The organism is Mesorhizobium sp. M1006 (genome assembly GCF_040318825.1).
Lineage (GTDB): Bacteria > Pseudomonadota > Alphaproteobacteria > Rhizobiales > Rhizobiaceae > Mesorhizobium.
The window spans coordinates 1-26,557 of sequence record NZ_JAMYMZ010000062.1; the positions used below are offsets into that span (position 1 = coordinate 1).

A 26,557-nucleotide genomic window follows, 5' to 3' on the forward strand; every position below is an offset into this window, starting at 1 on the left:
GTGAAGCCTATGCCCGCAAGCCCGTCGGCAAGCTGGTACGACTCCGCAAATTCCATGCTATTGCTGCCTCATTCAAAACCCGCGCCGATATCGATTATTACATCAGCGGTATCGAGCCCGAATGCGACACTCTTCATGCGATCGCAAAACAGCTTCTGCTTCCACCTGAACTGACAGAATTGTTAATACGAGTCGCTCAACAATACGACGATCCGAAAATGGCGTTCCATCGGTTGTTGCACGACGAAGATGTTTTGGAGCTGATCATCAAGAACTCGTTTACTTTGCGCGTCCGTTTGATGCGCTATATATCGAGGGAACTGGGCCTGGAGGATGGCGATACCATTGTATTGGCCGACATAGGTTATAACGGGAGAACGCAAGAATATTTAGCTCGAACGTTCAAAGACGAATTGAACATCGAAATACTTGGTCGGTACGTTTTCTGCTCCGACGAACCTTACCGGGCGTCGAACAGTAAAGCACTTATTACCTCAACCTGGGACAACACGACGGTCTTCGAGCAATGCTGTACTCTTCGGGAAGGGGCTGTAATTGACTATGAAATGGACGGCAAACCAGTTATTGCTGACATAACGCTTACTGAGAGGCAGTATGAGAAGGTTGGCAAGATCCAAGCTGAGTGCTTGCGGCTAATCGATGATGCGAGAGCGTTTTTTACCAAGTCTGGTATGACGCACGACTATTCTATTCTGCAGCGGGCCGCCCACGCAGCTCTATTCCGCAATGCCTACATGCCTGTTGAAGCGGAGTTGGAATATTTCAAGGACTTCCAACACGACAAGTTTATGGGACCAGATCGCAACAAGACGATTTATCATCTAGAAAGTACTTGGAAGAATTTGAGGCGCTTGCCCTCGCCCTATCGGCTGGGTGCATATGAAACGCGCGGCTTGGGGCTCGACTTCACATTCAGCGGTCTGGTGCAAAGAAGGTTTCAACTTGATTTAGGTCCAGACGATATGAATGTGCGGTTTTCACCTCTGAAAGTGTCGATAGGGGGCATGCATGAGTCAAAAGTCTTCTTGTTGCGAGCACAACACCTGCATGACGGATATTTCTCAGTTTTGCTGCCATATGTAAGCGGTACCCGTGTGAAAATGCTCTTGGGAGAGCACTACGAATGGTTGCAAATCGCAGATATTCAATTTCTGAATACCGCAAGACGCGTGTGTAGGAATGTTTCGAGCGCTCTCGAGTTGAAAGAAATCAACCGGAAGGGAGAGATTTACGAGTTACTGTCACAAGGAAGTGTCGCGACAATACTACCCGTTGATTTGCAACGGTTAGATATGCCTCATTACTATCATGTGATCTTTCGTCCATTGATTTCGAGGGCACCTGAATTCGACGCGGAGGCCAAGGGCGTCGCAATAAGGAGGAAGATTCATGCCGACCGCGAAACGGCGAATCACTTGCTCCAGGGATTCGGAGGATAGCGAGTGCCACGGCGGCGAGGATTGAACTGGCGGACTGCTCAGATTCTGTGAAGAGTGGATAGGGACCGCCGCGGCGTTGTCCCGTTGTATGAAACGTGGCCGCGTGAGGCCGATACCGCGCTTTTCACGCAGGCCGTGCACTCACGCTTCCCACGCGCCCATGGCTTGGCGTCGGTGTATTGGATTTTTGCATGCGGAACGGTTGGTCCGGATGCGACGAAGAGATTTCGGACGGGGGAGAATTTCGACTCGAAATGCTGCACTGAGCCGACCCACACAGAACCCTGTCGCGTTCGTTTTCCCGGACGCTTTTTCCGGTAAGTCCCAGACCATTGGACTGCACCTCTAGCTTGAGACAAGGATAATCGCGGTCAGTTTCGCCGCAAGGAGAGGAAACTGGGGCTTGGCCGGCGGTGCCCATTAGAGAGGGGGCCCCGGGGATCGACGCTGGATCTATCGCAAGCTGATAAACTTCCGTAGCGGCATCGAGGCTGGAATCTCGTGCCCCAGTCGTATGTTACCTGGCGGGGTCTCGACCGCTTCAAGGCCTATGTCTGTTTCAATAGCAATTTTGGATTATCTCAATGTGGATTCCAGACCTGTCTAATTCAGTCGGCCCGCGATACAAGGCAATCATCGACGCGATTGAGCGAGCCATTGCTTCGAGATCCCTACAGCCGGGTGATCGTTTGCCGACGCACCGCGAGCTCGCACAAAGGCTCGGCGTCAGCGTACAGACCGTAGCTCGCGCTTACGCGGAGGCGGAACGCAAGGGACTACTCTCGGGCGAAGTTGGTCGGGGAACGTTTGTTCAGTATTTCAGGTCGGAACAGCGTGCGCGGTATTTCACCGATAGCGAAGAGCCGAACGTACGAGACTTCTCAAACGTTATACCGGTGCTCTCCGAAATCCATATTGAGGTACTCCGGGAGGCGATGGTCGCCTCGGGCAAAGACGGCGCCATCCAGCGCATGCTCGAGTATCGGCCAACCCAGGGCATAGTGCAGCATCGCGAAGCTGGCGTCGGCTGGCTTGAGCGGAATGGGGTGCAGGCGAGTGCCGACAGCGTGATCGTAACGAACGGCGTGGCTCACGGGATCTGGACAGCAATGGCGAGCATAACCGAGCCTGGGGATGTGGTCGCCACCGAGGCGCTTGTGGACACGTCTATTACTATTAACGCCTCAATCCTGAAGATCAGGCTCCGCGGCCTAGCTATCGATCAGAAGGGTATTATTCCCGAATCCTTTGAAGAGGCCTGTGCGCAGGAAAACATCAAGGTTTTATGCATTACGCCCTGCTACAGTGCTCCCACCGTCTCCCTCATGGATGAGGCGCGTCGCGAGCGGGTTGCCGAAATTGCGCGGCGGCATGATGTAGCGATCATCGAGGACGATGTCTTCGGTCCATTAATACCCAAGCGACCGAAGCCCATGTGGTGCTTCGCTCCCGAACGCACATACTACGCGACGAGCTTTACAAAGTGCGTGATGCCTTCTTTACGGACAGGATTTCTTGCAGGCCCGATTCCGGCAATACCTCGTCTAATTTCACGCGTTCGCGCCACCGGATGGAGTGCAAACATCTGGACCGCTGACGTTGCTGCTCGCTGGCTGCAGGACGGGGCAATTGATCGGCTGATCGAATGGCAACGACAGAAACTCAAGACAAGATATGAGATCCTGAACAACATACTCGGCGCATTTAGCTATGAAGCGCAGCCATACGCGATGCATGCTTGGCTGACTCTGCCTGAACACTGGCGGTCCAGCCATTTTGTGGATCATGCGCGATCTCTGGGGCTCCTTGTCAGCCCCCCCGATCCATTCATCATCGGACGAGCGGTCGAACCCCATGCAGTACGCTTGGCACTCGGCGACACCAATAGAAATGACCAGGACTTCAAAGAGGGGCTTGAACGAATTGCGGCCCTCCTGCAAGAACATCCCGATCCAATGATCATCCCGTACTGATCCAGACAAATCTATCTCGCAAGGCAATCGTGGGCCACCGGAGAAGGCGTCGTTGGAAAATCGAGGCGCTAAGCTGAACGACCGTAAGAGAAGGATGCTCAGATACCAGGGCGGTGAAAGAAAATGGCCCGAGTGGCCTTCCTCGCCGGACCCTGTCGATGAGCAGGATTGATCCGGTATCGCAGGCGTCCTTCGAGAACGGGATGGCTGGCGACCAATTTTCGGCCATGGCAATAACAATCGCCTTGAGCGCGTCAACCTGTCCGGGAGCGCGAGTTCGGGTGCCGACATGGCCAAAATCAGAGCATATTCGCGGGCAGTTTTCCCGCTTTTTCAGCTCCCTGATTCATCATGCCGCAGGGTTTTACCCAACCGATTGCGGCCGCCTGACGGTCTCCGTTCGAACCCGTTTCCAGTCGCGAATCTCGCCCGTCAGACGAACCGCGGTGAGTTCGGATAGGCGACGACGCGTTCACCCATTTAGTCGACAAAGAGCGGTTGTCGGAGCGGCGGGTCTACTCCGTCGTCAACGTCAATCGCAAGATGATCCGCGATCAATCCCGTTGTTAAACCCCGTCGCCATTCCTGAGAAAACGCCGGGCATCCGACACGTTCTGTCGTGTCTGTCGGATCCGCGACACACTGTTTCTCCCTGGGGTGCCTGCTGCACTCCGGGGCAAGTCATTGAACAAAATTCAGAAAATAATTCCACGGCTTCCTCAGCGCAATTGGCATGGCTTTTGAAGTCCTCTTCGTGAAACGCGACGCGAGGCGGCACTGGTGTTCGCTGGGAGGGTTCGAATGGTCAGTGACAGCCAGAGCTTCTCGTTGCCTCGCACCCTCCAGTTGTCCGGAGTGACATTCCGAAGACCGACGGAGATTCATGCAGCCGATGTATGGGAACTCATAGCGAAGTGCCCGCAACTAGACCGCAACTCGCTGTATTGCGAGCTGCTGCTTTGCAGTGATTTCGCCGACACCTGCGTTCTCGCTGAGCGTGCCGGGGCGGTGGTTGGCTGGTTGTCGGCTTATCGGCGGCCGAGCGAACTATCCACGCTGTTCGTGTGGCAGATTGCTGTGCATCCTGAGATACGCAACACAGGGCTGGGCAAGGGCCTGATCATGTCAGCCCTGAAGAGACCATCTTGCCAGGATGTGACGCACATCAAGGCCACGGTGACGCTCAGCAACCCGACCTCCGGATTGTTTTTCGCCGCCGTGGCTCGGGACCTCGCCGCACCAATCCGGCAAGCTCTCCGGTTCGATCGCCAAGCCCATTTTAAGGGACGGCACGATAGCGAGTACACGATAGCAATCGGCCCTATCGAACGCTCCCCTTAGCTCCGCAACCATTCCAGTGGGTCTGCCAAGTCAATATTCAAATATGGAAGTAACGATGATTGTCCAAAGTGCGCCAGATCGCGAGGAGGAATTCGCGATCTTCAACCATCTCGAGTCTGAAGTACGCAGCTACGCCCGAAGCTTTCCCGTCCTTTTCGCCAAGGCACGCGGGGCTCAGCTGTTTGCGCGCGATGGGACAGCCTATCTCGATTTTCTCATGGGCTGCTCAAGTCTAAACTATGGGCACAATCCCCCCGAGCTGAAGTCCGCGCTCGCAGACTACATTGCGGGCGACGGCATCACGCATGGTCTTGATCTCTATAACGAAGCCAAGGAGTCCTTTCTGCGGGAGTTCCATGAGACGATCCTAAGGCCGCGACAATTAGATTACGTCGTACAGTTTCCCGGTCCGACCGGCGCCAACGCCGTAGAGGCAGCTCTCAAGTTAGCACGCAAGATCACTGGTCGGCCCAACATCATAGCCTTCACCAACGGCTTTCATGGCGTGAGTCTTGGCGCTCTCTCCTGCACCGGCAACAGATACCACCGCGCAGCCGCCGGCCAGCTGCTCGGCGGCGTCACGCGACTACCCTATGACGGCTATCTTGGATCCTCTGTAGACACCGCCGATTACCTTGATCGCCTGCTCTCGGACCTCTCCAGCGGCGTAGACGCGCCGGCGGCGGTGATTGTCGAGACAGTTCAGGGCGAAGGCGGCCTGAATGTCGCCGGGGCGGAGTGGCTGCGCAAGGTGGCGGCCATTGCGCGCAGACACGGAGCTCTGCTGATCGTCGATGACATTCAGGCGGGCGTTGGCCGGACCGATGCGTTCTTCAGCTTCGAAGCAGCCGGTCTCCGCCCGGACATCGTCACGATGGCGAAATCGATATCGGGCTATGGCCTGCCTATGGCCATCGTCCTTATTGATCGAAAACTCGACAAGTGGGAGCCAGGAGAGCACAACGGAACGTTCCGCGGCAACTGCCATGCTTTCGTCACCGCGCGCGCAGCCCTCGAGCACTTCTGGCGGACAGACTGCTTTGCGGCGTCCGTCAGGGAGACGGGCAATCTGCTGAAAAGCCGCCTTGAGCAGATCGCGCGGAAATACGACCCAAGCCGCGTGTCAGCCAAGGGTCGTGGCATGATGCGGGGCATCGACCTGAAGTCCGGCGAGGTTGCCGGTCAGGTCGTCAGCACCGCCTTCCAGAGGGGCCTCATTGTCGAGACCGCTGGTCCCCACGACGAGGTCGTGAAATGCCTGCCACCTCTTGTCATTGGGGAGGATCAGCTTAGCCATGGCCTCGACATCCTTGAGGACGCTATCGATAGCGTGATTGGCACCACAGTGAAGACCGCGTAGGAGGTAAATCATGATTGTCAGAGATTTCAATGAGGAGAAAAAGACAGCCAGGCGGGTCCAGACGACGAGCTGGGAAAGCGTGCGGTTGCTCCTCAAGGACGATGGGATGGGCTTTTCCTTCCACGTCACGACGATCCATCAGGGCGCCCGGCTCAAGATGCACTATCGGAACCACCTCGAGGCGGTCTACTGCATCTCTGGGACCGGTTCTATCGAGAATCCACAGGCGGATGAGGTCCATGTCGTTCGACCGGGCATCATCTACGCGCTCGATAAGCATGATGCTCACCTGCTGTGTGCAGAGACCGAATTGGTGTTAGCCTGCGTCTTCGTCCCTCCTTTGGCCGGCAGCGAGGTGCATGATGAGACCGGCGCGTATCCTCTCGACTCCGAGGCAATCTGACGTCGCCTCAGAGAAGGATAGTGAGCGTCGACATCGAGAGTATCAGGCTCCTCCGCCTCTTCGACGCGCTCGTCTGTCGATATCGGAACAATACTCCCCAAATGTGCCGTTTGAATCTTCTCCATTATGCGCCGTAGCCGGTCCTCCGGGGCGCGAGCACCTCCGCAGACCAGGAAAGTATAACGATGCGCGGATACGATCGACCGATCTACCACCCTGGCGTTTCGGCGGACCTTCGCACGGCATGGCGGCGCTGCGAGCGACGTCAGAAGGAGAAGAACGTAGGGACGTCAGACGTCAGCCCGCATGCAGGAGGTCTTGCGGCGAATAGCCGGCTGTGGATGGGCGCTAGTGCTACGGGTCGTCAACTGACCAACCCACCTCGCCGAAAGGACTTTCAGGTGAAACCTCTTCTTGCCTCCGCCAGCCTAACGCCCACACCGTCTCAGCCTGGCAGCTACCTTCGTGGACATGACGGCTGCGACAGCTTGCTTCGCTCATAGATTACAGCCTGTGGAGAATCGGTTCAGGCTCCTCTGTTAGCATAGCGCAAATTACCTCAAGGCCACGCCTCAATTCATCTGGGCGTGTTGATCCAACAGAGATGCGAATTGCAGGAGGCTGCGCGTGTTGGGATAACGTAAATGCGCTGCCGCGTGCGACACCCACTCCCCGGAGACGCGCATTGGCGACGAAACCATCTTCAGTGTGACCTTTTGGTATCGGAAGCCAGATGTGAAGACTTTGTGGGTGCGAAAGATACGGAACGCCACCCAAAATTTCAGCTGCAAGTTTGTGCCGCTCCGCCAACGCTTTCCGCTGCCAGTCGATAAGGCCTTTCGCAGTGCCATCTTCAATCCATCGGCTGGCAATCTCCGCTATCAGTGGCGTAGCCATCCAAGTCGTTACCAGAGATCGATTTGTGACCGCAGGGATCAGGCTACTTGGAACGACCACATAACCGGTTCGCAAACCCGGCATCAGGGACTTTGTCAAAGAGGTAATATAAAACGTCCGTTCGGGAGCGAGTTCAACAAAGGACAGCAAGCCGCGATCGACCAGCGCACCGAGAGGATCATTTTCAACAATAAATAGCCCATGGCGCCGTGCAATTTCAGCGATTTCTGCCCGCCGCCCATTGCTCATGACACTCACAGTCGGACTGATGGGACCAGGCATAATAAACAGCGCGCGCGCGTTGTGCTCCAAACAAGCCTGCTCCAACGAATCTGGACAAATCCCCTCCGAGTCTATTTTCACCGCATGGACCTTCGAGCCGAGGTACGCAGCAAGCGGACTTAGCGTGTGGTGGCCAATTTCCTCGGATAGCAGAGTCGATCCCGGGCTTAGTACAGACATCAACGCAAGTGTCATGCCGGGCGTTGCACCATTGGTGACCACCAAGTTGCGTTCGTCGACTTCGATGCCATACGAGCGCAACCAGTCTACACCAATGCTGCGATGGCGGGCCAATGCATTATTTGGCCGGAATGAGAAGACATTCGTAAGGGGAAGATCCACCGCAAGATCCCGGAGTACCCTACGCATATGCTCAAGATGGGTTGAATCACTTACCGGCTTCAAAATCGAGAGGTCAATTGATGTTTCGGAGCGTTCAGGGGAATGAGGATAAGCTGGCTTGTCTAATGACTGCTTGACGAAACTCCCACGACCAACAGAACTGGTGACCAAACCCCGTCTAGCCAATTCTTCATATGCCCGGCTAACAGTCTGAGCTGAAATCTTCAAGCGGAACGATAACTCGCGGTGCGTTGGCAAGCGCGCTCCCTCCGCCAGTCTTCCAGCTTGAAGAGCCTCTACGACTTTCTCAGCTAAAGAAAGATAGATTGGACGTTCAAGTGAACCTGGCTCAGGTAGCCACACATCCATATTGCACGATCCTCTCACGGTACGGCAGAGCCCTAACCAATTCGATGAATTCCGGCACCCGATGTGTGTTCGCCGTGACAATTCCCGAAGCGGATCGGCTGGTCTCTTGATTTTGACCAGCCGTTTTTGCCATCAACACCCTTCGAAAAACAAGTCTTTTCAATATCCTAGGTCGAGATCGATTTTCCAAGTAAGAGGCTTGTCGTTTTGGAACTCAAGCAAGCTTTCCACCGATCGCGCTATGTTGCGATCGAGAACGTCATCGGCATTAGCACCTTGATCACCCGTGCCTATGACATTCGGCATCCTCTGGATTCCGGTTCGTGAAGGCACCGGAAAATGGTAACTTGCTGGAAATGCGTTGTTATATGTCCACCACACGTCAGAACCGTAGCCCGCAATCTTTCCGCTCTTCAAAGCGTCATAGAGCGGTCGTTCCTGAATAAGATTGCCACGAGCAATGTTTATGAGGAATGCCCCTGACTTCATCGCATCAATTTCAGTTGCCCCGAAAAACGAGTTCGTTTTGCGAGTGATAGGTGTCGCCAACACAACGTAATCGCTGTTTCCCAGCACCTGCGCCATCTGGTCGACGCCGAAAACCGCATCCGCCACACCTGCACCGAGTTCAGGATGGAGCCGAACGCCCAAAACTCTCATGTCAAAAGCCTTGGCGCGCTGGGCGATCGCACTTCCAATCTGCCCAAGGCCTATTATCCCAAGGGTTCTGCGATGCAACATCGCTGAGCGGGAATCGGCGTCGTAAACTGGCACTGGGAGAGCGTTGACGCAGGCTTGGTGCTTGGCAATCATGCGTTTGGCCAACCCGAGAATGATCGCCATCGCATGTTCGGCAACAGCAATACTGTTGGCCCCACGTAAATTGGTAACTTGGACACCCAGTGTCTTTAGGCGAGCCAGGTCAAGTTCATCACAGCCGGCATGCATCCAGCATATCAACTTTAGCTTTTTGGCGATGTCTAACGACCCTTCGGGTAAAACATAACCTACGAAAGCGTCCACGTCTCCAAGGGTATCTGCGATCGACTCTAGAGTTAGATCGAATCGAGAAAGATATGGCTCAGGACGTGGCCCAACGACAGTTGCGCCAGGAAGCGACTGCGTGACCGTTGCCAACTCCTCGTCCGTAGCATGCCATCCCAATAAAACCTTCATTTTGATCCTCTGACCGGTTGCGAAAACAGAAAGCCGCCTGCTGTTAACACCGCTCTTGACATGCATCAATAGCTAACTTGCATCATATCAAATTCCCTTTGGCGCATTGCGTCGCAAGCGGCACGATACGCAGCTGCATGCTACGTTTCATCACTCGTGACCGCCAGAGACATGCACGGAGCCTCATACCAAGGATTGAACTGTGTCAATTTCGAGATTGACAGCTATTTAAAACGCAAGAATAGTTGGCATTGCCCCTCATCGGTGCATATCAATGGATCTTGACCGGGGACAAGGGTCCCGCCTTGGAGAAAAGAAATTGAAAGTATTAGGGTCAGGTCAGTACCGCTATGAACGGGTCGAGCGTTGGCCAAACGTTCCCAAATATTTTGAGATGGGACAGCCAAGCGATGTTGCCATCAACTCCTCTGGAGAGATCTTCGTTCTCTCTCGAGGAAACCATCCAGTAACTATCTGGACCCCGGAAGGCGACTTCATTGGCTCGTGGGGCGATGGAATGTTCTCTGCTATACCTCATGGAATCTTTATCGGGGGAGACGATAATGTCTGGATAGTCGATTGTGGTGCTCACGTTGCGATGGAGTTCTCACCGCACGGTCAGATGTTGCGTACTTTAGGGAACAAGAACTCCCCATCGCCTACTTGCGAGGGGCGCCTCGTACACGCGCAACCCTTCAACCTGCCCACAAATCTCGCGATTGCACCGAACGGAGATATTTTCGTCGCGGATGGTTATGGTGGCCATAAGGTTCACCGCTTCAATTCGAAAGGTGAACTGCTGCTGTCTTGGGGGCGTCAAGGACGAGGACCAGGCCAATTTGAGCTGGTTCACAATGTTTGGATCGACAGCAGGGACAGAGTCCTTATCTGCGATGATGAGAACGACAGAGTTCAGCTATTTGATGTGGATGGAAAGTATCTAGAAGAATGGGAACTCGGAAATCCGAGCGGCATTTGTATCAAGGATGACATCGTTTACTTCGCGCAGCTACAGCCGTTTGAGGACAAGAAGAACGGACGAGGTAGTGGTTCCATTTCACTCTATAATCTCGATGGTAAGCTGCTTACTAGCTGGGATAATACGGCGAGTGACGACAAGGAGACTCTGATCGGACCACACGATCTATGCGTCGCTCAAAATGGCGATATTTATGTCTGCGAAGTGTACGGCTGGCGTATGTCAAAGTTCCGAAAACTAAACTGAGCGCACGGTGCGAGCGGATGGCGCCTTAACAAGAGATCTAGAGCAACCTTCCGCTCACGCGCAAACCCTTGATTTCGTGGAGTACGAGCCTGATACCTTTTTCGCAATCTCGTGATGAGGCCCGCGGCAAGCCCGCGCCTATCGTCAAGATCGACGGCATTTCGAAGAGCTTCGGCGCTTTCAAGGTGCTGGAGGGGCTGTCGATGCAGGTCATGCCGGGCGAGAAGCTGGCGCTGATCGGTCCCTCCGGTTCGGGCAAGACGACGATCCTGCGCATCCTGATGACGCTGGAGAAGATCGACGACGGCCACATCGAGGTCGATGGCGAGCAGCTCTATCACACGGAGCGCAACGGCCGGCTGCTGGCGGCCGACGAGCGGCATCTGGCCAAGATGCGCCAGAAGATCGGCATGGTCTTCCAGTTGTTTAATCTGTTTCCGCACAAATGCGTCATGGACAATGTGACGCTGGCGCCGATGCTGACCAAGGGCGTCACGCGCGCCGCCGCCAAGAAACGGGCGATGGAACTGCTGGACATGGTCGGCATGGCCGACAAGGCCAAGGCGATGCCGGCGCAGCTTTCCGGCGGCCAGAAGCAGCGCGTGGCGATCGCTCGGGCACTTGCACTGTCTCCGAAGATCATGCTGTTCGACGAGATTACCTCGGCTCTCGATCCGGAACTGGTCGAGGAGGTGCTCAACGTCATGCGCAAGCTCGCCACCGAGACAGACATGACGATGCTGCTCGTTACCCATGAAATGGGCTTTGCCCACGACTTCGCCGATCGCGTGCTGTTCTTCGACCGCGGCAGGATCTTCGAGGAAGGCAAGCCCGATGAGATTTTCCGCCATCCGAAGCAGGAAAGAACGCAGAGCTTCCTGAAGAAGATCATCGCGGCCGGACATCGGGTCTAACCGCTATGCACGGGCGACGCAGCCAGTTCCGAGGCGACGAACCGTCCTCGGGCCTGCGCGCCCAATTCGAGCAACCATAAGAGAAACAAGGAGTTGGGAACGATGAACAAACTTGGCATTATGGCTGGCGTCGCCAGCCTCGCAGTGAGCACGATGCTGCTCGCCTCCGGTGCGCGTTCGGCAGATGACGCCAAGCTCGAGGAACTCAAGGCGCAAGGCTTTGCCCGCGTCGCCATCGCCAATGAGCCGCCCTACACGGCGGTGGCCGCCGACGGCAAGGTCTCGGGCGCTGCGCCCGACGTGGCCCGCGAGGTCTTCAAGCGTCTTGGCGTTGGCGACATCGTCGCGTCCATCTCTGAATACGGCGCCATGATTCCCGGCCTGCAGGCCGGGCGCTTCGACGTGGTCACTGCCGGCCTGATGATGAAACCGGAGCGCTGCGCGTCGGTCGCCTATTCCGAACCCGTGCTTTGCGACGCTGACGCCTTTCTGGTGAAAAAAGGGAATCCAAAACATTTGATGACGTACGAGGATATTGCCAAGGATTCCTCCGCCACCATCGGTGGTCCGGGTGGCGGACTTCAGGCAAAGTACGCTTCCAAGGCCGGCGTGCCGAGTGACCGCTTCATCGTCGTGCCTGACGGTCAGAGCGGGCTGAAGATGGTGCAAGACGGTCGCATTGACGTCTATACACTCCCTATTCTATCCATCACCGACCTTGTCAAGAAGGCTAACGACCCAAACCTCGAAGTGATCGCCCCGGTGCAGGGGTTGCCGGTCTCCTGCGACGGCGCGGCCTTCAAGAAGGGTGACGAGGCGCTGCGCGATGCCTTCGACGTCGAACTCGCCAAACTGAAGAAGTCCGGCGAATTCGCCAAGATCATCGAGCCGTACGGCTTCTCCGCCAAGGCGGCGATGTCGACGACGCGCGAGAAGCTTTGCGCCTCGGCGCAATAGGCTCGCTCTGACCTCCCGCAACGGGAAGGGTTGGCGAACGGATGGGTTTCCAAGCTGCCTTATTGCCCCACCCGTGCCCCGCCGCATGACCTCCCTTTGAGGTCATGCGGGTGTCCCGTCCTCAGCTGCTAATTGGTAAACACGCGATCCCATGACAGACTGGTCCGGATATCTTAACTTGATCCTGCAGGGCGCGGTGGTCACGGTGCAACTCACCGTGATGGGCGCAGCGCTGGCGCTGGTGATGGCCTTCGTCGCCGGGCTGGGGCGGCTGTCACGCTTCGGGGCAATACGGTGGTTAGCGACGGCCTATATTGAGTTCTTCCGCGGCACGTCGGGCTTCGTACAGCTGTTCTTCGCTTACTTCGTTCTACCTCTGCTGGGAGTGACTTTGATGCCACTCCAGGCTGGCGTGCTTGCGCTGGGCTTGAATATCGGCGCCTATGGCGCTGAAGTGGTGCGCGGCGCCATCCTGGCGATCGGCCGCGAGCAATACGAGGCCTGCACGGCGCTCAATCTCGGCCGCTGGCAAGGCATGCGCCATGTCATCCTGCCGCAAGCGTTGCTGATCATGCTGCCGACCTTCGGGAACAACGCGATCGAATTGCTCAAGGCGACCTCGGTCGTGTCGCTGATCTCGCTCTCCGACCTGACATTCCAGGCGCAAGTCGTGCGCTCGCAGACCGGCAGCACGCTGATGCCGTTCACCACCATTCTCGTCATGTATTTTATCCTGGCGCTGATCATCTCCTGGGGCGTGCGGACGCTGGAACGGCGCTTGGCGCGCGGCCTCGACGGGGTGCGTGTCTGATGGAATGGGATTGGAATTTCGTCCGGGAGATCATGCCGAACCTTATCGAGGGCGTGAAGATCACGATCCTGGCGACGGTGCTCGGCTCGATCCTGGCGGCGATCGTCGGTCTGGCCATCGCTCTGGCGCGGCGCTCGCCGCACCGGCTCGTTTCGCGCGCCGTCGGCTGGTTTGCCGAGTTCATCCGTGGCACGCCGCTCTTGGTGCAACTCTACTTCATCTTTTACGTGCTGCCCGATATCGGCATCCTGCTGCCGCCGCTCGTCGCCGGTGTCATCGGGCTCGGGCTGCACTACGGCACCTACACGGCGGAAGTCTATCGCGCCGGCATCGACAATGTGCCGCGTGGCCAGTGGGAGGCTGCCAAGGCTTGCAATCTCTCTGCCCGGCAAACCTGGACGCACATCATCATTCCGCAGGCCATCCCGCCGATGATCCCGGCTTTGGCCAACTACTTCATCGCCATGTTCAAGGAGACGCCGCTGCTTTCGGCTATCACCGTGCTGGAACTGATGAACCAGGCCAAAATCGTGGCCAACAGCTCTTACCGCTATCTGGAGCCGATGACGCTGGTCGGCGCTTTTTTCCTAATCATCAGCCTCTGTTCCGTCGTGCTCTTGCGCTGGCTGGAGCATCGTTACGGCAGGATCGAAAGATGAAAGTCATGAAACCATTGCCTGAGATCCGCCTCGAAACAGGGCGCCCGACATTCGATGGGCGCCCACTGGCAAAGCGCGTCGGTCTTATCGCTTTAGCCACCGACCACACCAGTGAGGTCGATTTCCGCCGCATGGTGGCGAGCGAGCGGATCGGCGTCTATGTGGCACGCATTCCATATGCCAATCCGACGACACCGGAAAATCTGCGCAAGATGCAGCCGTCACTTTCAGCCGGCGCGGCGCTCATCCTGCCAGACGAGCCGCTCGACGCCGTCTGTTACTCTTGCACCTCTGCCTCGGTGGTGATCGGCGATGCCGAGATTGAGGCCGCCATTCAGGCGGCGAAGCCCGGCGTTCCCGTGGTCACGCCGCCGATGGCAGGCGTGCGCGGCCTGAACGCCTTGGGCGTGAAGCGCATCAGCATTCTCACGCCTTACACCATCGAGACCAGCCGGCCGATGGCTGCCTATTTTGCGGCGCATGGCTTCGATATCGAGAGCTTCACCTGCCTCGGCTTCGAGGACGATCGCGAGATGGCACGCATCAAGCCGTCTTCCCTCGTGGAATTGGCGCGCAAGGTTACGCATGCGCAGGCCGACGCGCTGTTCGTCTCCTGCACGGCGCTACGCGCGGCTCTCGCCGTTCCTGGCATAGAAGAAGCGATTGGCCGCCCGGTCGTCACCAGCAATCAGGCCAGCGCCTGGAACTGTCTGCGGCTTTGCGGGGACGGCACAGCGCGCCCCGAATTCGGCCGGCTGATGACGAAGCGGCTGACTGAGTGATCGAATGTCAGCGCCCCACATTTGCGGCACACGATCCCGTGGGCCTAAGTGGGATGGGGATCGACAACAAGTCCGGCTCGCCCTCGCTCAACAATCCGCCATGAATCGGACCAGCGCAGGCTTATAGGCCACCGCGATGGTCCGAAAGCACTCGACCCCGCCCGGAGCATCAAAATGAGGAGACCGAACGATGCAGCCAAACCTGAAATTCTCGCGAGGAGAATTTGCCGATCGTCTTGCGAAGACCCGGATGGCAATGGAGGCTAAGGGAGTCGACCTGCTTATTGTTAGCGACCCCTCCAACATGAACTGGCTTACCGGCTATGACGGGTGGTCGTTTTATGTTCATCAAGCGGTGATCGTCCCCCCTACGGGCGAGCCGATCTGGTACGGCCGGGGCATGGACGCAAATGGGGCGAAGTACACCGCCTATCTGCAGCACGAAAACATAATTCCCTATGCCGATCACTACGTCCAGTCGACTGAACGACATCCCATGGATTACTTGGCGAATATTCTTGACAGCAAGGGTTTTGGTTCGCTGCGCATTGGTGTTGAGATGGACAATTACTGGTTCTCGGCAGCGGCATTTGCGGCCCTCGTCAAGAATCTTCCGAACGTTCGCTTCGTCGATTGTACGGCACTAGTGAATTGGCAGCGGGCGGTCAAAAGCCCAACCGAGATAAAATATATGCGCAGCGCCGCGCGCATTGTGGAGGCTATGCACCAGCGTATCGCCACCAAAATCGAGGTCGGCATCCGCAAATGCGATCTCGTCGCCGAAATCTATGACGCTGCTACTCGTGGGGTAGAAGGCGCGGGCGGTGACTATCCAGCTATCGTTCCAATGTTGCCCTCCGGGGCGGAGGCCAGTGCCCCGCACCTGACCTGGGATGACCGACCCATGCGTGCGGGAGAAGGCACCTTTTTTGAAATTGCGGGATGCCATAATCGATATCATGTGCCTCTGTCGCGAACCGTCTTCCTAGGAAAGCCTACCCAAGCCTTTCTCGACGCGGAAAGCGCAACTCTCGAAGGCTTGGAGGCTGGCCTGGCCGTCGCCAAACCGGGTAACACCTGTGAAGATATCGCCAAGGCGTACTTCGCTGTGTTGGCCCGTCATGGCATCGTCAAAGAGAGCCGTACGGGTTATGCCATCGGTGTCAGCTATCCGCCGGATTGGGGTGAGCGCACTATGAGCTTACGTCCCGGCGACCGCACGGAATTGCGGCCGGGTATGACTTTCCACTTCATGACAGGTCTTTGGCTGGAGGACATGGGTTTCGAGATCACTGAAAGCATTTTGATCACCGAGACCGGGATCGAGTGTCTAGCCAACGTGCCACGCAAACTTCTCGTGAAGGAATGAATCATGCTGGACCGTCCTCTCCGCCAGTCGCCGATAGCGCCCACGGTTGATTTTTCGTCTAAAGGCACCCAGCACGGCTTTATGCGCCTGCCTTTCAGCCGCGACGACTCTGCCTGGGGGTCCGTGATGATCCCGGTTACGGTCGTACGAAACGGCGAGGGGCCGACGGCTCTACTCACCGGCGGCAACCATGGAGACGAATATGAGGGACCTATTGCGCTTTTCGACTTGGCGCGTTCTCTGAAGGCTGAAGACGTAACCGGGACTGTCATCATCGTGCCGGCCATGAATTATCCCGCGTTTGTCAGCGGCACCCGAACTTCGCCGATCGATAGGGGGAATATGAACCGGTCCTTCCCCGGCGCGCCGGATGGGACCGTCACCCAGAAGATTGCCGACTATTTCCAGCGATACCTGCTGCCGTTAGCAGATATCGTGCTGGACTTCCACTCAGGTGGCAAGACTCTCGATTTCCTTCCCTATTGCGCGGCACACCGGCTGCCGGACAAGGAACAGGAGCGCAAGAGCTTTGAGTTTGTTCAGGCCTTCGGCGCACCATATTCCATGGCGATGCTGGAGATAGACGCGGTCGGCATGTACGACACCGCCGCCGAGGAAATGGGGAAGGTCTTCGTCACCACCGAACTCGGAGGCGGGGGTACCACGACTGCGAAAAGTGTCCGAATTGCCAAGACCGGGGTTGCCAATGTGTTGAAAGCAGCGGGGATCCTGAAAGGTGAAGTCCAGGCCCTCCCAACCATCTGGCTCGATATGCCTGACGGCGATTGTTTCTCCTTCGCCGAGGATGGCGGGGTTTTTGAACCGCTCCATGACCTTGGCGACTGCGTCGCAAAAGGCGATGCGGTCGCTCGCATTTATCCACTAGGTCGCACCGGCGCCGAACCGTTGGTGGTGAGTGCGAAGATGGCCGGCGTGATCGCCGCACGTCATTTCCCTGGTCTTGTGAACGCCGGTGACTGCATCTCGGTCTTGGCTGTCCGTTCCTAGTTGCTAAAGCGCTGCCCTTCGACTGTACCAATCTCCTCCGACAGCTTGACAGCGAACGTGCTCGCTCCTTTCGCCTCATCCCAATGAGAAAGGTTCGTGAACAAACTCATCAGCCTGCCAAGTGACGTGACACCACGTGGCGTCTCCGAATAAGAGAGGATTGCACTATGAAAGTTGCCTGCTCGTGGCATGCCACTGACGAGGAGCTGAAGTACCTGAAGGATGCATTGCCGGCCGGTACCAACGTAGTAGCGCCATGTGGCGACTACTTTTCATGATTTGAATGTACATTCAATGATTTCAGGGATCTTGCCGTAGACGCAGACGCTATCATTGGCTACACCCTGCCGAGGGGCACAATAGAAATTGCAGGAAAGCTGAAGTTCATCAGTTTTATGAACTCAGGAATAAATGAACTCCACCTCGATTTGCTAAAGAAGAGAGGAATAAAAGTGGCAAATATTCGTGGATCGAATGCGATCACGGTTGCTGAACAAACTATGATGTTAATGCTTTCATTGGCTAAGTTGACCGTGCTAAAACACAACATGGCTTCGAATGGACAGCAGGTTTTTCCATGGTGGGAGGATGGAACCCGGGCTGCCACTGTTGCACGGTCGTACGCTAGGACTTCTGGGCGTCGGTAATGTCGGAAGTCGCGTCGCCAAACGTGCGAAAGCCTTTGACATGCAGGTCTTGGGTGTTCGTCGCGACAAAGACGCAGGCGTCGAACATGTCGATTCCATGTACGGTACGGATGACCTACATTCCGTGCTAGCTAAGAGTGACTACGTCCTACTGGCAATGCCGCTCACCCGAGACACCGAGCAGTTCTTCGGCAAGTCCGAAATCGATGCAATGAAACCTTCGGCATTTTTTATTAACGTCGCACGTGGCACATTGGTTGCTGAAAAGCCTCTGCATGATGCGCTCATCTCCGGTCGTTTGCGCGGTTTCGCAGCCGATGTTTGGTGGTGGTATGAGAACGCGATGCCGGCTACGTGTTACAACGGCACTATGTCTCGGCTGGGGGTACATAAATTACCGAATGTCCTGTGCTCAGGTGATCAAGCCTCCAATGCCGACGACGTCCTTGAACGCAATCTCGCCTACGGCACCCAGAATCTAGTAGAATTTTTTGGAGGTCAGGTAGTTAAAAATGAGGTTAGTCTCGACCTGGGATATTAGAAGATCGGAAGCCGCTTAGGCAATTTCTTGATAAATTTGCCGCGGCGGCTCCGGATTTTCTGCCAACAGAATAGCAATGCCTCTAAGCCCATTCGCAAAATCTCCGTCCTCACGAACCGTGTCTCCCAGGGCCAAGCGGATTGCTAACCAGAAACCCGGGACGACCTGCAAATCCGCCGCCGAGCGACCACCCAATGCAAGAGCGAGCTGACGAACCAAGCAGTCCAGACGGGCTGTCCGGCGAGTCATGGGCCGGGCCACCCCATCACCGAACCGCTCGCTCAAAATCTTTCAACCGCACTGGGCGGCACTGCAGACGAAGCGTCGGACGATCAGGTACAATTCGATCAGTCACCCAAAAAATGCAAATCGCCAATCACCCGAGGATAGCGGCTATGAACGCGGCGGGAGGCTGTACCGCATTGGGGACATATGCAATCTGGTGACCGGCCATATGCGGTGCCGAGGCGGCCCTCACCGCGAGCTTGCATAGTTGTGGGGGTTTTGCGCAATTCAACGTCCCTCACCTCGTCGCCAATAGCGCGGACTTGTACCAATGCTCCGCTTGAATTCGCGGCTAAAGTGATAGGCGTCAAAAAAACCGCATTGATCGGCGACGTCGCTAACGGTCAGATCGGTCTCAAGGAGCATCTTTTGCGCCATCATAATGCGCTCCTTGGTAAGCCACCGCCGGGGACTTATCTGGAGATGCTTTTGGAACAGCCGTCGAGTTTGAGCAGGACTGAGACCGGACACTGCGGATAATTCTTCCGCATGCCAGGATCGTTGCGGTTCCTTGCGCATCTTGCCGACGATTTCGGCTAGGGCGGCAGGAAGCCTGGTTTTACCGAAAGTTGTCCGTGGCATTGTGATGCTGTGAACCAGCTCCCCAACGAAGCGGTTAAGTGCGAGATCGATATCGTCCCGTCGAGCACGCAGTGCTTCAAACAGTGACCCGAACCAAGCTTCGATTTCCTCCAGAGAAGCTAGAGTCACGATCGTAGGTCCCGAACCAAAGACCTTCTTGCGAATTGCGGCACAACTCGGTCCGTCGAGCCTCATGAACAGCACCGTCCAAGGTTCGGTCCTATCCGGCCAATGGGCATGGGGCATTTCATTCGCAATCCAGACCAATTGATTTCGTTCGACATTCAATGTCCTACCCTCGCTCAAGACAAAACCGCGACCTGAAAGACAGACCATCACATCTTGACCCGGATAAGCGTCACGCTGAATAAAATGATCGACCGATGTAACGGCCTTGCCGGCTCGTACCACGGTGTAAGCGTGTTGAGTCCAGCCATCCTCTGGGACGTAGTAGTGACTCTCCGGAAACAGAGTGCGCTGCGGTATATTTGTCATGCGCGTTTCATACATGTCGGCGAGACATTTGTCCATTTCCAGCGCCATCTGACCAGCTTATGCTGACTTTGTGGATCGACGGTGTACCTTCGGATCGTCCCAGAGGATGCGCGTTTTGTATACATAGGTAATCGTAGGCACTGTGGGAGGAGAAAAATGATCGAACTTTGTGTCCGCTGTCCCCGACGCCTCATTCGCCATGGATCCATAACTCGAAACGGCTTCGAGGCGGCTGCCCTATTTGCTACCGAGGGAGGGGTCTATGGCTAAACCTAAAATCACGGTCGTGGGCAGTTTCGCTGTCGGCCTGACCATTCGGACTCCCGAAATCCCTGTTTTCGGCGTCACCCTGTTTGGCAGCAGCTTCGACATGGGGCCAGGCGGCAAGGGTTCTAACCAGGCCGTCGCTACTGCACGCCTGGGAGCCGACTCCGCACTGGTCGCAATGATTGGGCAGGACAAGTTCGGCGAGATCGCTACCGACCTCTACAAAGTCGAAGGCGTCCGAAGCGCTCATGTGCGGCAAGTGGCAGATAGCCCGACCGGGGTTGGTTTCATCATTCTCAACGAGAAAGGCGAAAACTTCGTCATCATTGACCACGGTGCCACAAGCCTCATGGACGCCACTTTCGTGGATGATGCCGAGAGCTGCATCCAGGACAGCGACGTTGTGATGGCGGTGCTAGAGGCGCCTTTATCCGCGGCAATGCGAGCGATGGTACTAGGCCGTAAACACGGCAAGATTACCATCCTGAACCCCGCGCCCGCGACGCCGCTCCCGGATGAGATATTCCAGTACGTGGATTATCTCACCCCTAATGAAAGCGAACTGAGGATCCTTCTCGGGCTGAAAGCCGACGATCCTCGCCCCTCTCGCGAACTGGTCGATATACTTCGATCGCGCGGTGCGCGAAGTGTGGTCGTCACGCTTGGCGAAAAGGGAGCTCTAATCGTCACGGATTCGATCGATGTGCAAATTCCCGCAGCCAAGATCGATGTCGTCGATACTACAGGCGCCGGCGACGCGTTCAACTCCGGCTTTGCTGTGGGACTAGCCGAGGGGCGTGGCGTCGTAGAGGCAGCACAGCTCGGCATCGCCTGTGGCGCTCTGGTGTGCACCAAGCTTGGGGTAATTCCAGGCATGGCAAGACGAGATGCAGTCGATGAGATGTACCGTTCACTGAACTTCTCCCAGAGCGCTGAACATGCGGTGCCAGCGTAGCTAGGCCGGGAAGCCCGGTGTCTGGTCCAGATCCGATCGATGCGGTGGGCGGTGCTCCTGTTATGAGCGATGCAAAGCGGTCGAATATACCCACCGCTTGAACTAGCTACCATGCCTCCCAAGGCTTCCTCGGTCGCACTCGTGTTGTGTGCGGCCGAGGTCAAGATCGCCCAGACGGCTCCGTGAGTTCACGGGAAGGAAAAACCAGCATGCAACGTATATTCGACTGGAGTGCCAAAGAGGCCGAACGTACGGTCACCGTTGCGGATCTCCGAGCCGCCCGGCCGCTTGGCAAACGTTACACGCAGGTCACTGCTAACACGGAAGAGGAAGCCGCGGCAGCCGAAGAAGCGGGCATAGAGATGGTTGTCGCCCGCGCCCGGAACGTCGAAACGGTTAGAAGAGGATCGCGCAGGATCTTCACAACGGCTGCCCTTGGGTTTGCCGAGGCAGTGACGTCCGACGAAATTCTGCGCTCCGCATTCAAGGCACTCACCGATGGGGCGGATGCCGTGATAACTGCCAGGGGGCTGTCCACGGTGTGCGCTCTGGCTGCGGAAGACATCCCGGTGATGGGTCACCTCGGACTGGTACCCAGAAAATCCACCTGGGTGGGAAAGCTCCGCGCAGTCGGAAAAACCAAGGACGAAGCCGTCCAACTGTATCAGCGATTCCGGCGACTTGAGGATGCTGGCGCCTTCGCAGTCGAATGCGAAGTAATTCCTGCCAAAGTGATGTCAGAGATACGGCGACGTACCGGTCTTGTGACCGTGTCACTTGGTTCGGGTCCCGATGCCGACGCGCTCTTCCTTTTTACGGAAGACATATGTGGTGAGGCCGAGCGCCTGCCTCGACACGCCAAAGCCTACGGCAATCTGCATCAACTGAAGAAGCGTGTGCAGGAAGAGCGCGTCCGCGCGCTGCGGGCGTTTCGTGATGACGTCGGTATGAGGGCATTTCCCGGTGACCGGGAAGTGTCGAAGATCAGCGACGTGGAATTCGAAGCTTTCGTCTCTGCGCTCGACACAAAAGGCGTTTGAGAGCTCACCGGCCCGTAACATCGAGAGCTCTGATTGCTCCCCTAACGGTCAAATCCGGCGCAAGTGACCGGTTCAGAATGCCGATTTACTGGAGAAAAGGAAATGGACGACACCCTTTACGGAAAGCGCGATAAGCGCGGGAACTGGACGCCGAATAAGAAGCTACAACGCTCGCCTATCTTCGTTTGGCCAGCTCAGCCGTTGAAGTTCCTGCGTTGGTTTCTGGGATACCCCGGTTACCTCTGGCCTTGGAATGCCGGCTATTTCGCAGCTTCATTGATCGTGTGGCTTTATCTTACTCCTTCGCTCGAGACCATGCGGGAGTTTCATGCGCAATGGATATCGTTGATCCTTGCCCGAAACGCTGCTTTGACGGTTGCTCTCTATGGAGGCTTTCACCTCATCCTCTATGTCATGCGGCGCCAGCAGACGAAGTTCAAGTATAATGCGAAGTGGCCCGACATCGATAACCCGGCCTTCATGTTCGGCAATCAGAACGCGGAGAACATCTTCTGGACGATGTGCAGTGCGGTTCCAATTTGGACAGCGGTCGAGGCCGTCACATGGTGGCTCTATGCCAACGGGTATCTCCCGTATGTCGATTTCGCCGAGCACCCTGTCTACTTCGTAGCACTGCTCATCCTCGTGCCCGCCTGGCGCGAACTGCACTTCTACCTAATTCACCGGCTGATACATATGGGCCCTTTGTACCACTGGGTTCACAAACTTCACCACAATAATGTCAACCCGGGGCCGTGGTCGGGTCTTTCCATGCATCCCGTCGAGCACTTCCTGTACTTCACGGGCGTCGTGATACATTTCGTCGTACCGTCACATCCGCTTCATTCGATGTTCCAACTCATGCATGCAGGACTCTCTCCCGCCAAGTCGCATGTGGGATTCGACAAAATGGTCGTGGATGGAGACCACATGATCGATACCGACAACTACTATCACTATCTCCACCACAAATATTTCGAAGTGAACTACGGAGAGAAGCGGATCCCGCTCGATGAATGGTTCGGCACCTTCCACGACGGCTCGCCGGAATCCGATGAGGTGATGGCCAGACGGATCAAGGCGAAGAAATACACCCGCGGTGGCTCTGCCTGATCAAGACACACCGCAATTTCCAGCGGTGCAACGTCAAAATCTCGGCCCTGTGGCGGGGCCGACCTGTAGCAATGTCGGCGAGTATTCGAACCGACCTATGTTCAAGGAGCTCTTATGACAAGTGGAGAAAACTGGGTAGTCGCGTGCACCGTCGATGCACTCCAACCCGAGGAAGCCCTGAGGGTCGATGTCGGCTCCCGAACGTTTGTTGTCGTGCGGTCGCCCGACGGCAAGTTCTTCGCGATGGATGGCCACTGCTCGCACGAAAAGGTCCATCTCGCCGATGGAATAGTCGACGGTAACATCATCGAGTGTCCGAAACATTTCGGCACGTTCGATTATCGATCTGGAGAGTCACGCGCCCTGCCGGCCTGTATCGACCTCAACAGCTATCAAGTGAAGGTTGAAGCTGACTCCGTTTACATCAGGGTGTGACCGAAAAGCTGATCGTGACCGGAACAGCGAGAGGTTATTTCGCTTTTTTTATCACGGCAACACACGCGAACTTGTCAGGAGGCACTACGAATGGAGAGCGAACGAGCCATGGTCGTCGTTGGCGCCGGCGAGGCCGGAGCAGCCGCGGTCACCGCTTTGCGCGAAGGTGGCTGGGCCGGACCGTTGATCCTGATTGGCTCGGAAGATTCTTTGCCATATGAGCGGCCTCCCCTTTCCAAGGCGTTTCTGGTGGAAGAACCGCCGCCAGGCCCACGGCACATACTGACATCGGATCGTCTGAGGGAGCTCCGCGTAACGACGTTGTTCGGTCGATCGGCCTTATCGATCGACCGCTCGCGTCATAGGGTGAAAATCTCCGATGGGGCGAACGTTCCTTACGAACGGCTGCTTCTTGCGACTGGAGCCGCTCCCCGTACCCTCCCACCGAGATACGGCAGCGCGCAGAATGTTTTCACCCTTCGGACGCACGACGACGCAGTTCGATTGAGGGGGGCCATTGTCCCACGTTCTAAAATCGTTGTCATTGGCGGGGGCTTTATCGGACTGGAGGTCGCCGCGAGTGCGGTTTCTCGCGGGGCATCGTGTGTCGTGCTTGAGGCCGGACCGCGTCTGTTGACCAGGGCGGTGCCTGAAGTCTTGGCCTGCTTGATCCAGGGTAGGCACGAGAGAGCTGGCGTTCAGATCGTTACATCTGCGTCCATCACCAGGATAGAAGAGCGCGCTGAGCAGACACTGATCATTCTTGAAGACGCGAGAGTCTTTTGCGCCGACATGGTCGTCGTTGGGATCGGCGCCGTGCCCAACGTGAAGCTAGCAGAGGCAGCCGGTCTGTCCGTCGACAACGGCATAGTTGTTGATGAGACACTAGCGACCAGCGATCCCAACATTTTTGCTGCCGGGGACTGCTGCTCGTTTCCACACCCCCTTTATGAAAGGCGGCTGCGACTGGAGGCGTGGCGGAACGCCCGACGTCAGGCGATAACTGCGGCTGCCAACATGCTGGGAGCACACCAAATTCACGACGACATTCCGTGGTTTTGGTCGGATCAATATGAAGAGACGCTTCAGATCGCGGGCATTTGCCCTGATCAGCCTGCCGTGCACCGAGATCTTGGTCCAAAGGGCACGGTCCTATTCTACCTGGACCACGACAGCAAACTTGTTGCGGCGTGTGGCTTCGGTTCACTTGGCGTCATCGCAAAGGAGATCCGCTTCTCCGAGACCTTGATCGCGAGGCGCCTCAAGCTTTCGCCTGCAGCACTGGCCGACCCCGCGATGAACCTCAAGTCACTTCTTGTCAGCTAATTCGAGCGAGGGCGGATCGACTGCATCTTCTCGTCGCGGTCGACCCCTCTCTTCTCCCCGACCGGATGGCTGGCGTAACCGATCCACCGGTCGCTCGGCCAGGACGCGAGGCCGAGCAATCTTCCGAGCGTAGCCTCAGCGCACTGCGGGGCTCGCACATATCAGAACGCGGACGACAGAAATGTCGCCGCCCGACCAGGGAAGGCCCTAATGAATTCTTTCGTTCTTACCATATCTTGCAAATCGACAAGAGGCATCGTCGCGGCCGTCACAAGCTACCTGGCAGAGAAGGGATGCAACATCACCGATAGCTCCCAGTTCGACGATTTGCAGGCGGCCATGTTCTTCATGCGTCTCAGTTTCACTTCCGAGGAAGGTGCAGACAAGGTGGAGATCGAGCAGGGCTTTAATCCAATCGCGAGGAAGTTCGATATGTTGCACGGTTTTCGTGACAGTGACCACAAGATGAAAGTCTTGCTGATGGTCTCCCGTTTTGGCCACTGTCTAAACGACCTGCTCTATCGCTGGCGGATCGGAGCTCTTCCCATCGACATAGTGGGCGTCGTCTCGAACCATTTCGACTACCAAAAGCTCGTGGTGAACCACGACCTCGCGTTTCATCACATCAACGTCACGAAAGAGAACAAACCGCAAGCCGAGGCGCGGCTGATGGAGGTGGTCGAGTCCTCTGGTGCGGAACTGATCGTGCTCGCTCGCTACATGCAGGTGCTGTCGGACGCCGTTTGCAAAAAGATGAGCGGCCGGATCATCAACATCCATCACTCCTTTCTGCCCAGCTTCAAGGGCGCGAACCCCTATAAGCAGGCTTACGAACGCGGCGTAAAGCTTATCGGCGCGACCGCGCACTACGTCACGGAAGACCTCGACGAGGGGCCAATCATAGAGCAGGACGTGGCGCGTATCACGCACGGACAATCTGCGTCGGACTACGTGTCAATCGGACGCGACGTGGAGAGCCAGGTCCTGGCGCGTGCAATCCATGCGCATATTCATCATCGTGTCTTCATGAACGGCAACAAGACGATCGTTTTCCCGGCAAGCCCTGGCTCACATGAGTCCGAGCGAATGGGCTGATTTCATTACCGGCAAATCTCTGACGAAGCTGCCCAGAACGCTCGACGATCGGCGCGGTGATCCGTCGACCCGTGTGCAACTGCCGCTACCGGGCCATCTCAATTCCGATGTAGTGATCCAGTCGATCCGCCCGGAAAAGGATGTTGACGGCCTGCATGTGGTCAATGCCGCAAGCTTGCGACGGGAGACCTGAGGACCGGCCTCGTGCCCTGCCCCCGTCTGGTGCGATGGTGTTTGCGCGCCATCCAAGGCATAAATCTTTCCGGTCGAACACTGGGGGATGACCCACAGCGAAACGCACGGTGTCCTGCAGAACAAGCATTCCTGCCCGAGCGTTGTTATCAGAGCCAGTGGAACCGAAAGGTAAGCGCCAAGCTGACCCCATCTGGCGCGGCTTGAGGTGATGAGCGAGACATACTGACACTGAAGCAAGGAGCCGAGGAGCTTG

At 56.5% G+C, this 26,557-nt stretch carries 24 protein-coding genes and 1 pseudogene; 22 read left to right on the forward strand and 3 right to left on the reverse strand.

What is annotated here, in order from left to right:
* The 5 genes from NKH60_RS30990 to NKH60_RS31010 form a co-directional block, all read left to right on the forward strand.
* Nucleotides 1-1,460: hypothetical protein (locus tag NKH60_RS30990; RefSeq protein WP_352874576.1), on the forward strand; the 1,460-nt coding region annotated here is incomplete at its 5' end.
* A gap of 584 nt (nt 1,461-2,044) precedes the next feature.
* Nucleotides 2,045-3,433 (forward strand): MocR-like ectoine utilization transcription factor EhuR, encoded by a 1,389-nt coding sequence (gene ehuR, locus NKH60_RS30995; protein WP_352874578.1) that lies wholly within the window; start codon nt 2,045-2,047, stop codon nt 3,431-3,433.
* Nucleotides 3,434-4,234: 801 nt separating this feature from the next.
* Nucleotides 4,235-4,774 (forward strand): diaminobutyrate acetyltransferase, encoded by a 540-nt coding sequence (ectA, locus tag NKH60_RS31000; RefSeq protein ID WP_352874580.1) that lies wholly within the window; start codon nt 4,235-4,237, stop codon nt 4,772-4,774.
* Nucleotides 4,775-4,829: 55 nt separating this feature from the next.
* Nucleotides 4,830-6,134, forward strand: a complete 1,305-nt coding sequence (ectB, locus tag NKH60_RS31005; protein ID WP_352874582.1) for a diaminobutyrate--2-oxoglutarate transaminase — start codon at nt 4,830-4,832, stop codon at nt 6,132-6,134.
* 10 nt (nt 6,135-6,144) lie between these two features.
* Nucleotides 6,145-6,537, forward strand: a complete 393-nt coding sequence (locus NKH60_RS31010; protein ID WP_352874584.1) for an ectoine synthase — start codon at nt 6,145-6,147, stop codon at nt 6,535-6,537.
* Between the two features lie 504 nt (nt 6,538-7,041).
* Here the strand turns inward: NKH60_RS31010 and ehuR (NKH60_RS31015) are convergent.
* Both ehuR (NKH60_RS31015) and NKH60_RS31020 read right to left on the reverse strand, forming a co-directional pair.
* Nucleotides 7,042-8,427 (reverse strand): MocR-like ectoine utilization transcription factor EhuR, encoded by a 1,386-nt coding sequence (gene ehuR, locus NKH60_RS31015; protein WP_352874586.1) that lies wholly within the window; start codon nt 8,425-8,427, stop codon nt 7,042-7,044.
* A gap of 159 nt (nt 8,428-8,586) precedes the next feature.
* Nucleotides 8,587-9,603, reverse strand: a complete 1,017-nt coding sequence (locus NKH60_RS31020; protein WP_352874587.1) for a 2-hydroxyacid dehydrogenase — start codon at nt 9,601-9,603, stop codon at nt 8,587-8,589.
* Between the two features lie 274 nt (nt 9,604-9,877).
* On the opposite strand from NKH60_RS31020, the gene NKH60_RS31025 reads away from it, so the two are divergent.
* The 10 genes from NKH60_RS31025 to NKH60_RS31070 all read left to right on the forward strand — a co-directional run bounded on the left by NKH60_RS31025 (nt 9,878) and on the right by NKH60_RS31070 (nt 18,516).
* Nucleotides 9,878-10,828 carry a peptidyl-alpha-hydroxyglycine alpha-amidating lyase family protein gene (locus NKH60_RS31025; RefSeq protein WP_352874589.1) on the forward strand — a complete coding sequence of 317 codons (951 nt, stop codon included), beginning with the start codon at nt 9,878-9,880 and terminating at the stop codon, nt 10,826-10,828.
* 185 nt (nt 10,829-11,013) lie between these two features.
* The gene (gene ehuA, locus NKH60_RS31030; RefSeq protein ID WP_352874611.1) at nt 11,014-11,742 is read left to right on the forward strand and encodes an ectoine/hydroxyectoine ABC transporter ATP-binding protein EhuA; all 729 of its coding nucleotides are present in this window, start codon (nt 11,014-11,016) and stop codon (nt 11,740-11,742) included.
* A 120-nt stretch (nt 11,743-11,862) separates the two neighbouring features.
* Entirely contained in the window at nt 11,863-12,699 is an 837-nt protein-coding gene (ehuB, locus tag NKH60_RS31035; RefSeq protein ID WP_352874613.1) for an ectoine/hydroxyectoine ABC transporter substrate-binding protein EhuB, read from the forward strand.
* Nucleotides 12,700-12,850: 151 nt separating this feature from the next.
* Nucleotides 12,851-13,510 (forward strand): ectoine/hydroxyectoine ABC transporter permease subunit EhuC, encoded by a 660-nt coding sequence (gene ehuC, locus NKH60_RS31040; protein WP_352874590.1) that lies wholly within the window; start codon nt 12,851-12,853, stop codon nt 13,508-13,510.
* The gene (ehuD, locus tag NKH60_RS31045; protein ID WP_352874592.1) at nt 13,510-14,169 is read left to right on the forward strand and encodes an ectoine/hydroxyectoine ABC transporter permease subunit EhuD; all 660 of its coding nucleotides are present in this window, start codon (nt 13,510-13,512) and stop codon (nt 14,167-14,169) included. Before ehuC ends, ehuD begins: the two co-directional genes overlap by 1 nt.
* 5 nt (nt 14,170-14,174) lie before the next feature.
* Nucleotides 14,175-14,951, forward strand: coding sequence for an ectoine utilization protein EutA (gene eutA, locus NKH60_RS31050; protein WP_352874615.1), 777 nt, complete (start codon nt 14,175-14,177; stop codon nt 14,949-14,951).
* Between the two features lie 190 nt (nt 14,952-15,141).
* Nucleotides 15,142-16,320: an ectoine hydrolase DoeA gene (doeA, locus tag NKH60_RS31055; protein ID WP_352874594.1), complete on the forward strand. Its 1,179-nt coding sequence runs from the start codon at nt 15,142-15,144 to the stop codon at nt 16,318-16,320.
* 3 nt (nt 16,321-16,323) lie between these two features.
* Complete coding sequence (gene doeB / locus NKH60_RS31060) at nt 16,324-17,328, forward strand: N(2)-acetyl-L-2,4-diaminobutanoate deacetylase DoeB (protein WP_352874596.1); 1,005 nt, start codon at nt 16,324-16,326, stop codon at nt 17,326-17,328.
* A gap of 365 nt (nt 17,329-17,693) precedes the next feature.
* On the forward strand, nt 17,694-17,975 hold the full coding sequence (locus NKH60_RS31065) for a Rossmann-fold NAD(P)-binding domain-containing protein (RefSeq protein WP_352874617.1): 282 nt from the start codon (nt 17,694-17,696) through the stop codon (nt 17,973-17,975).
* Nucleotides 17,917-18,516 carry an NAD(P)-dependent oxidoreductase gene (locus tag NKH60_RS31070; protein WP_352874598.1) on the forward strand — a complete coding sequence of 200 codons (600 nt, stop codon included), beginning with the start codon at nt 17,917-17,919 and terminating at the stop codon, nt 18,514-18,516. Before NKH60_RS31065 ends, NKH60_RS31070 begins: the two co-directional genes overlap by 59 nt.
* 513 nt (nt 18,517-19,029) lie before the next feature.
* Here NKH60_RS31070 and NKH60_RS31075 read toward each other — a convergent pair.
* Nucleotides 19,030-19,926, reverse strand: a complete 897-nt coding sequence (locus NKH60_RS31075) for an AraC family transcriptional regulator (RefSeq protein ID WP_352874600.1) — start codon at nt 19,924-19,926, stop codon at nt 19,030-19,032.
* Between the two features lie 214 nt (nt 19,927-20,140).
* Here NKH60_RS31075 and NKH60_RS31080 point away from each other — a divergent pair, with 214 nt between their 5' ends.
* The 7 genes and pseudogenes from NKH60_RS31080 to NKH60_RS31110 all read left to right on the forward strand — a co-directional run.
* Nucleotides 20,141-21,100 carry a ribokinase gene (locus NKH60_RS31080; protein ID WP_352874601.1) on the forward strand — a complete coding sequence of 320 codons (960 nt, stop codon included), beginning with the start codon at nt 20,141-20,143 and terminating at the stop codon, nt 21,098-21,100.
* 209 nt (nt 21,101-21,309) lie between these two features.
* Nucleotides 21,310-22,140 (forward strand): 3-methyl-2-oxobutanoate hydroxymethyltransferase, encoded by an 831-nt coding sequence (locus NKH60_RS31085; protein ID WP_352874603.1) that lies wholly within the window; start codon nt 21,310-21,312, stop codon nt 22,138-22,140.
* 102 nt (nt 22,141-22,242) lie between these two features.
* Nucleotides 22,243-23,253, forward strand: coding sequence for a sterol desaturase family protein (locus NKH60_RS31090; protein ID WP_352874605.1), 1,011 nt, complete (start codon nt 22,243-22,245; stop codon nt 23,251-23,253).
* A gap of 114 nt (nt 23,254-23,367) precedes the next feature.
* Nucleotides 23,368-23,688: a Rieske 2Fe-2S domain-containing protein gene (locus NKH60_RS31095; RefSeq protein WP_352830107.1), complete on the forward strand. Its 321-nt coding sequence runs from the start codon at nt 23,368-23,370 to the stop codon at nt 23,686-23,688.
* A gap of 90 nt (nt 23,689-23,778) precedes the next feature.
* Complete coding sequence (locus NKH60_RS31100; protein WP_352874607.1) at nt 23,779-25,014, forward strand: NAD(P)/FAD-dependent oxidoreductase; 1,236 nt, start codon at nt 23,779-23,781, stop codon at nt 25,012-25,014.
* A gap of 210 nt (nt 25,015-25,224) precedes the next feature.
* Nucleotides 25,225-26,109 (forward strand): formyltetrahydrofolate deformylase, encoded by an 885-nt coding sequence (gene purU, locus NKH60_RS31105; protein ID WP_352874609.1) that lies wholly within the window; start codon nt 25,225-25,227, stop codon nt 26,107-26,109.
* A gap of 70 nt (nt 26,110-26,179) precedes the next feature.
* Nucleotides 26,180-26,351, forward strand: a pseudogene (locus NKH60_RS31110) (bifunctional methylenetetrahydrofolate dehydrogenase/methenyltetrahydrofolate cyclohydrolase); the annotation flags it as partial.
* Nucleotides 26,352-26,557 lie beyond the last annotated feature (206 nt).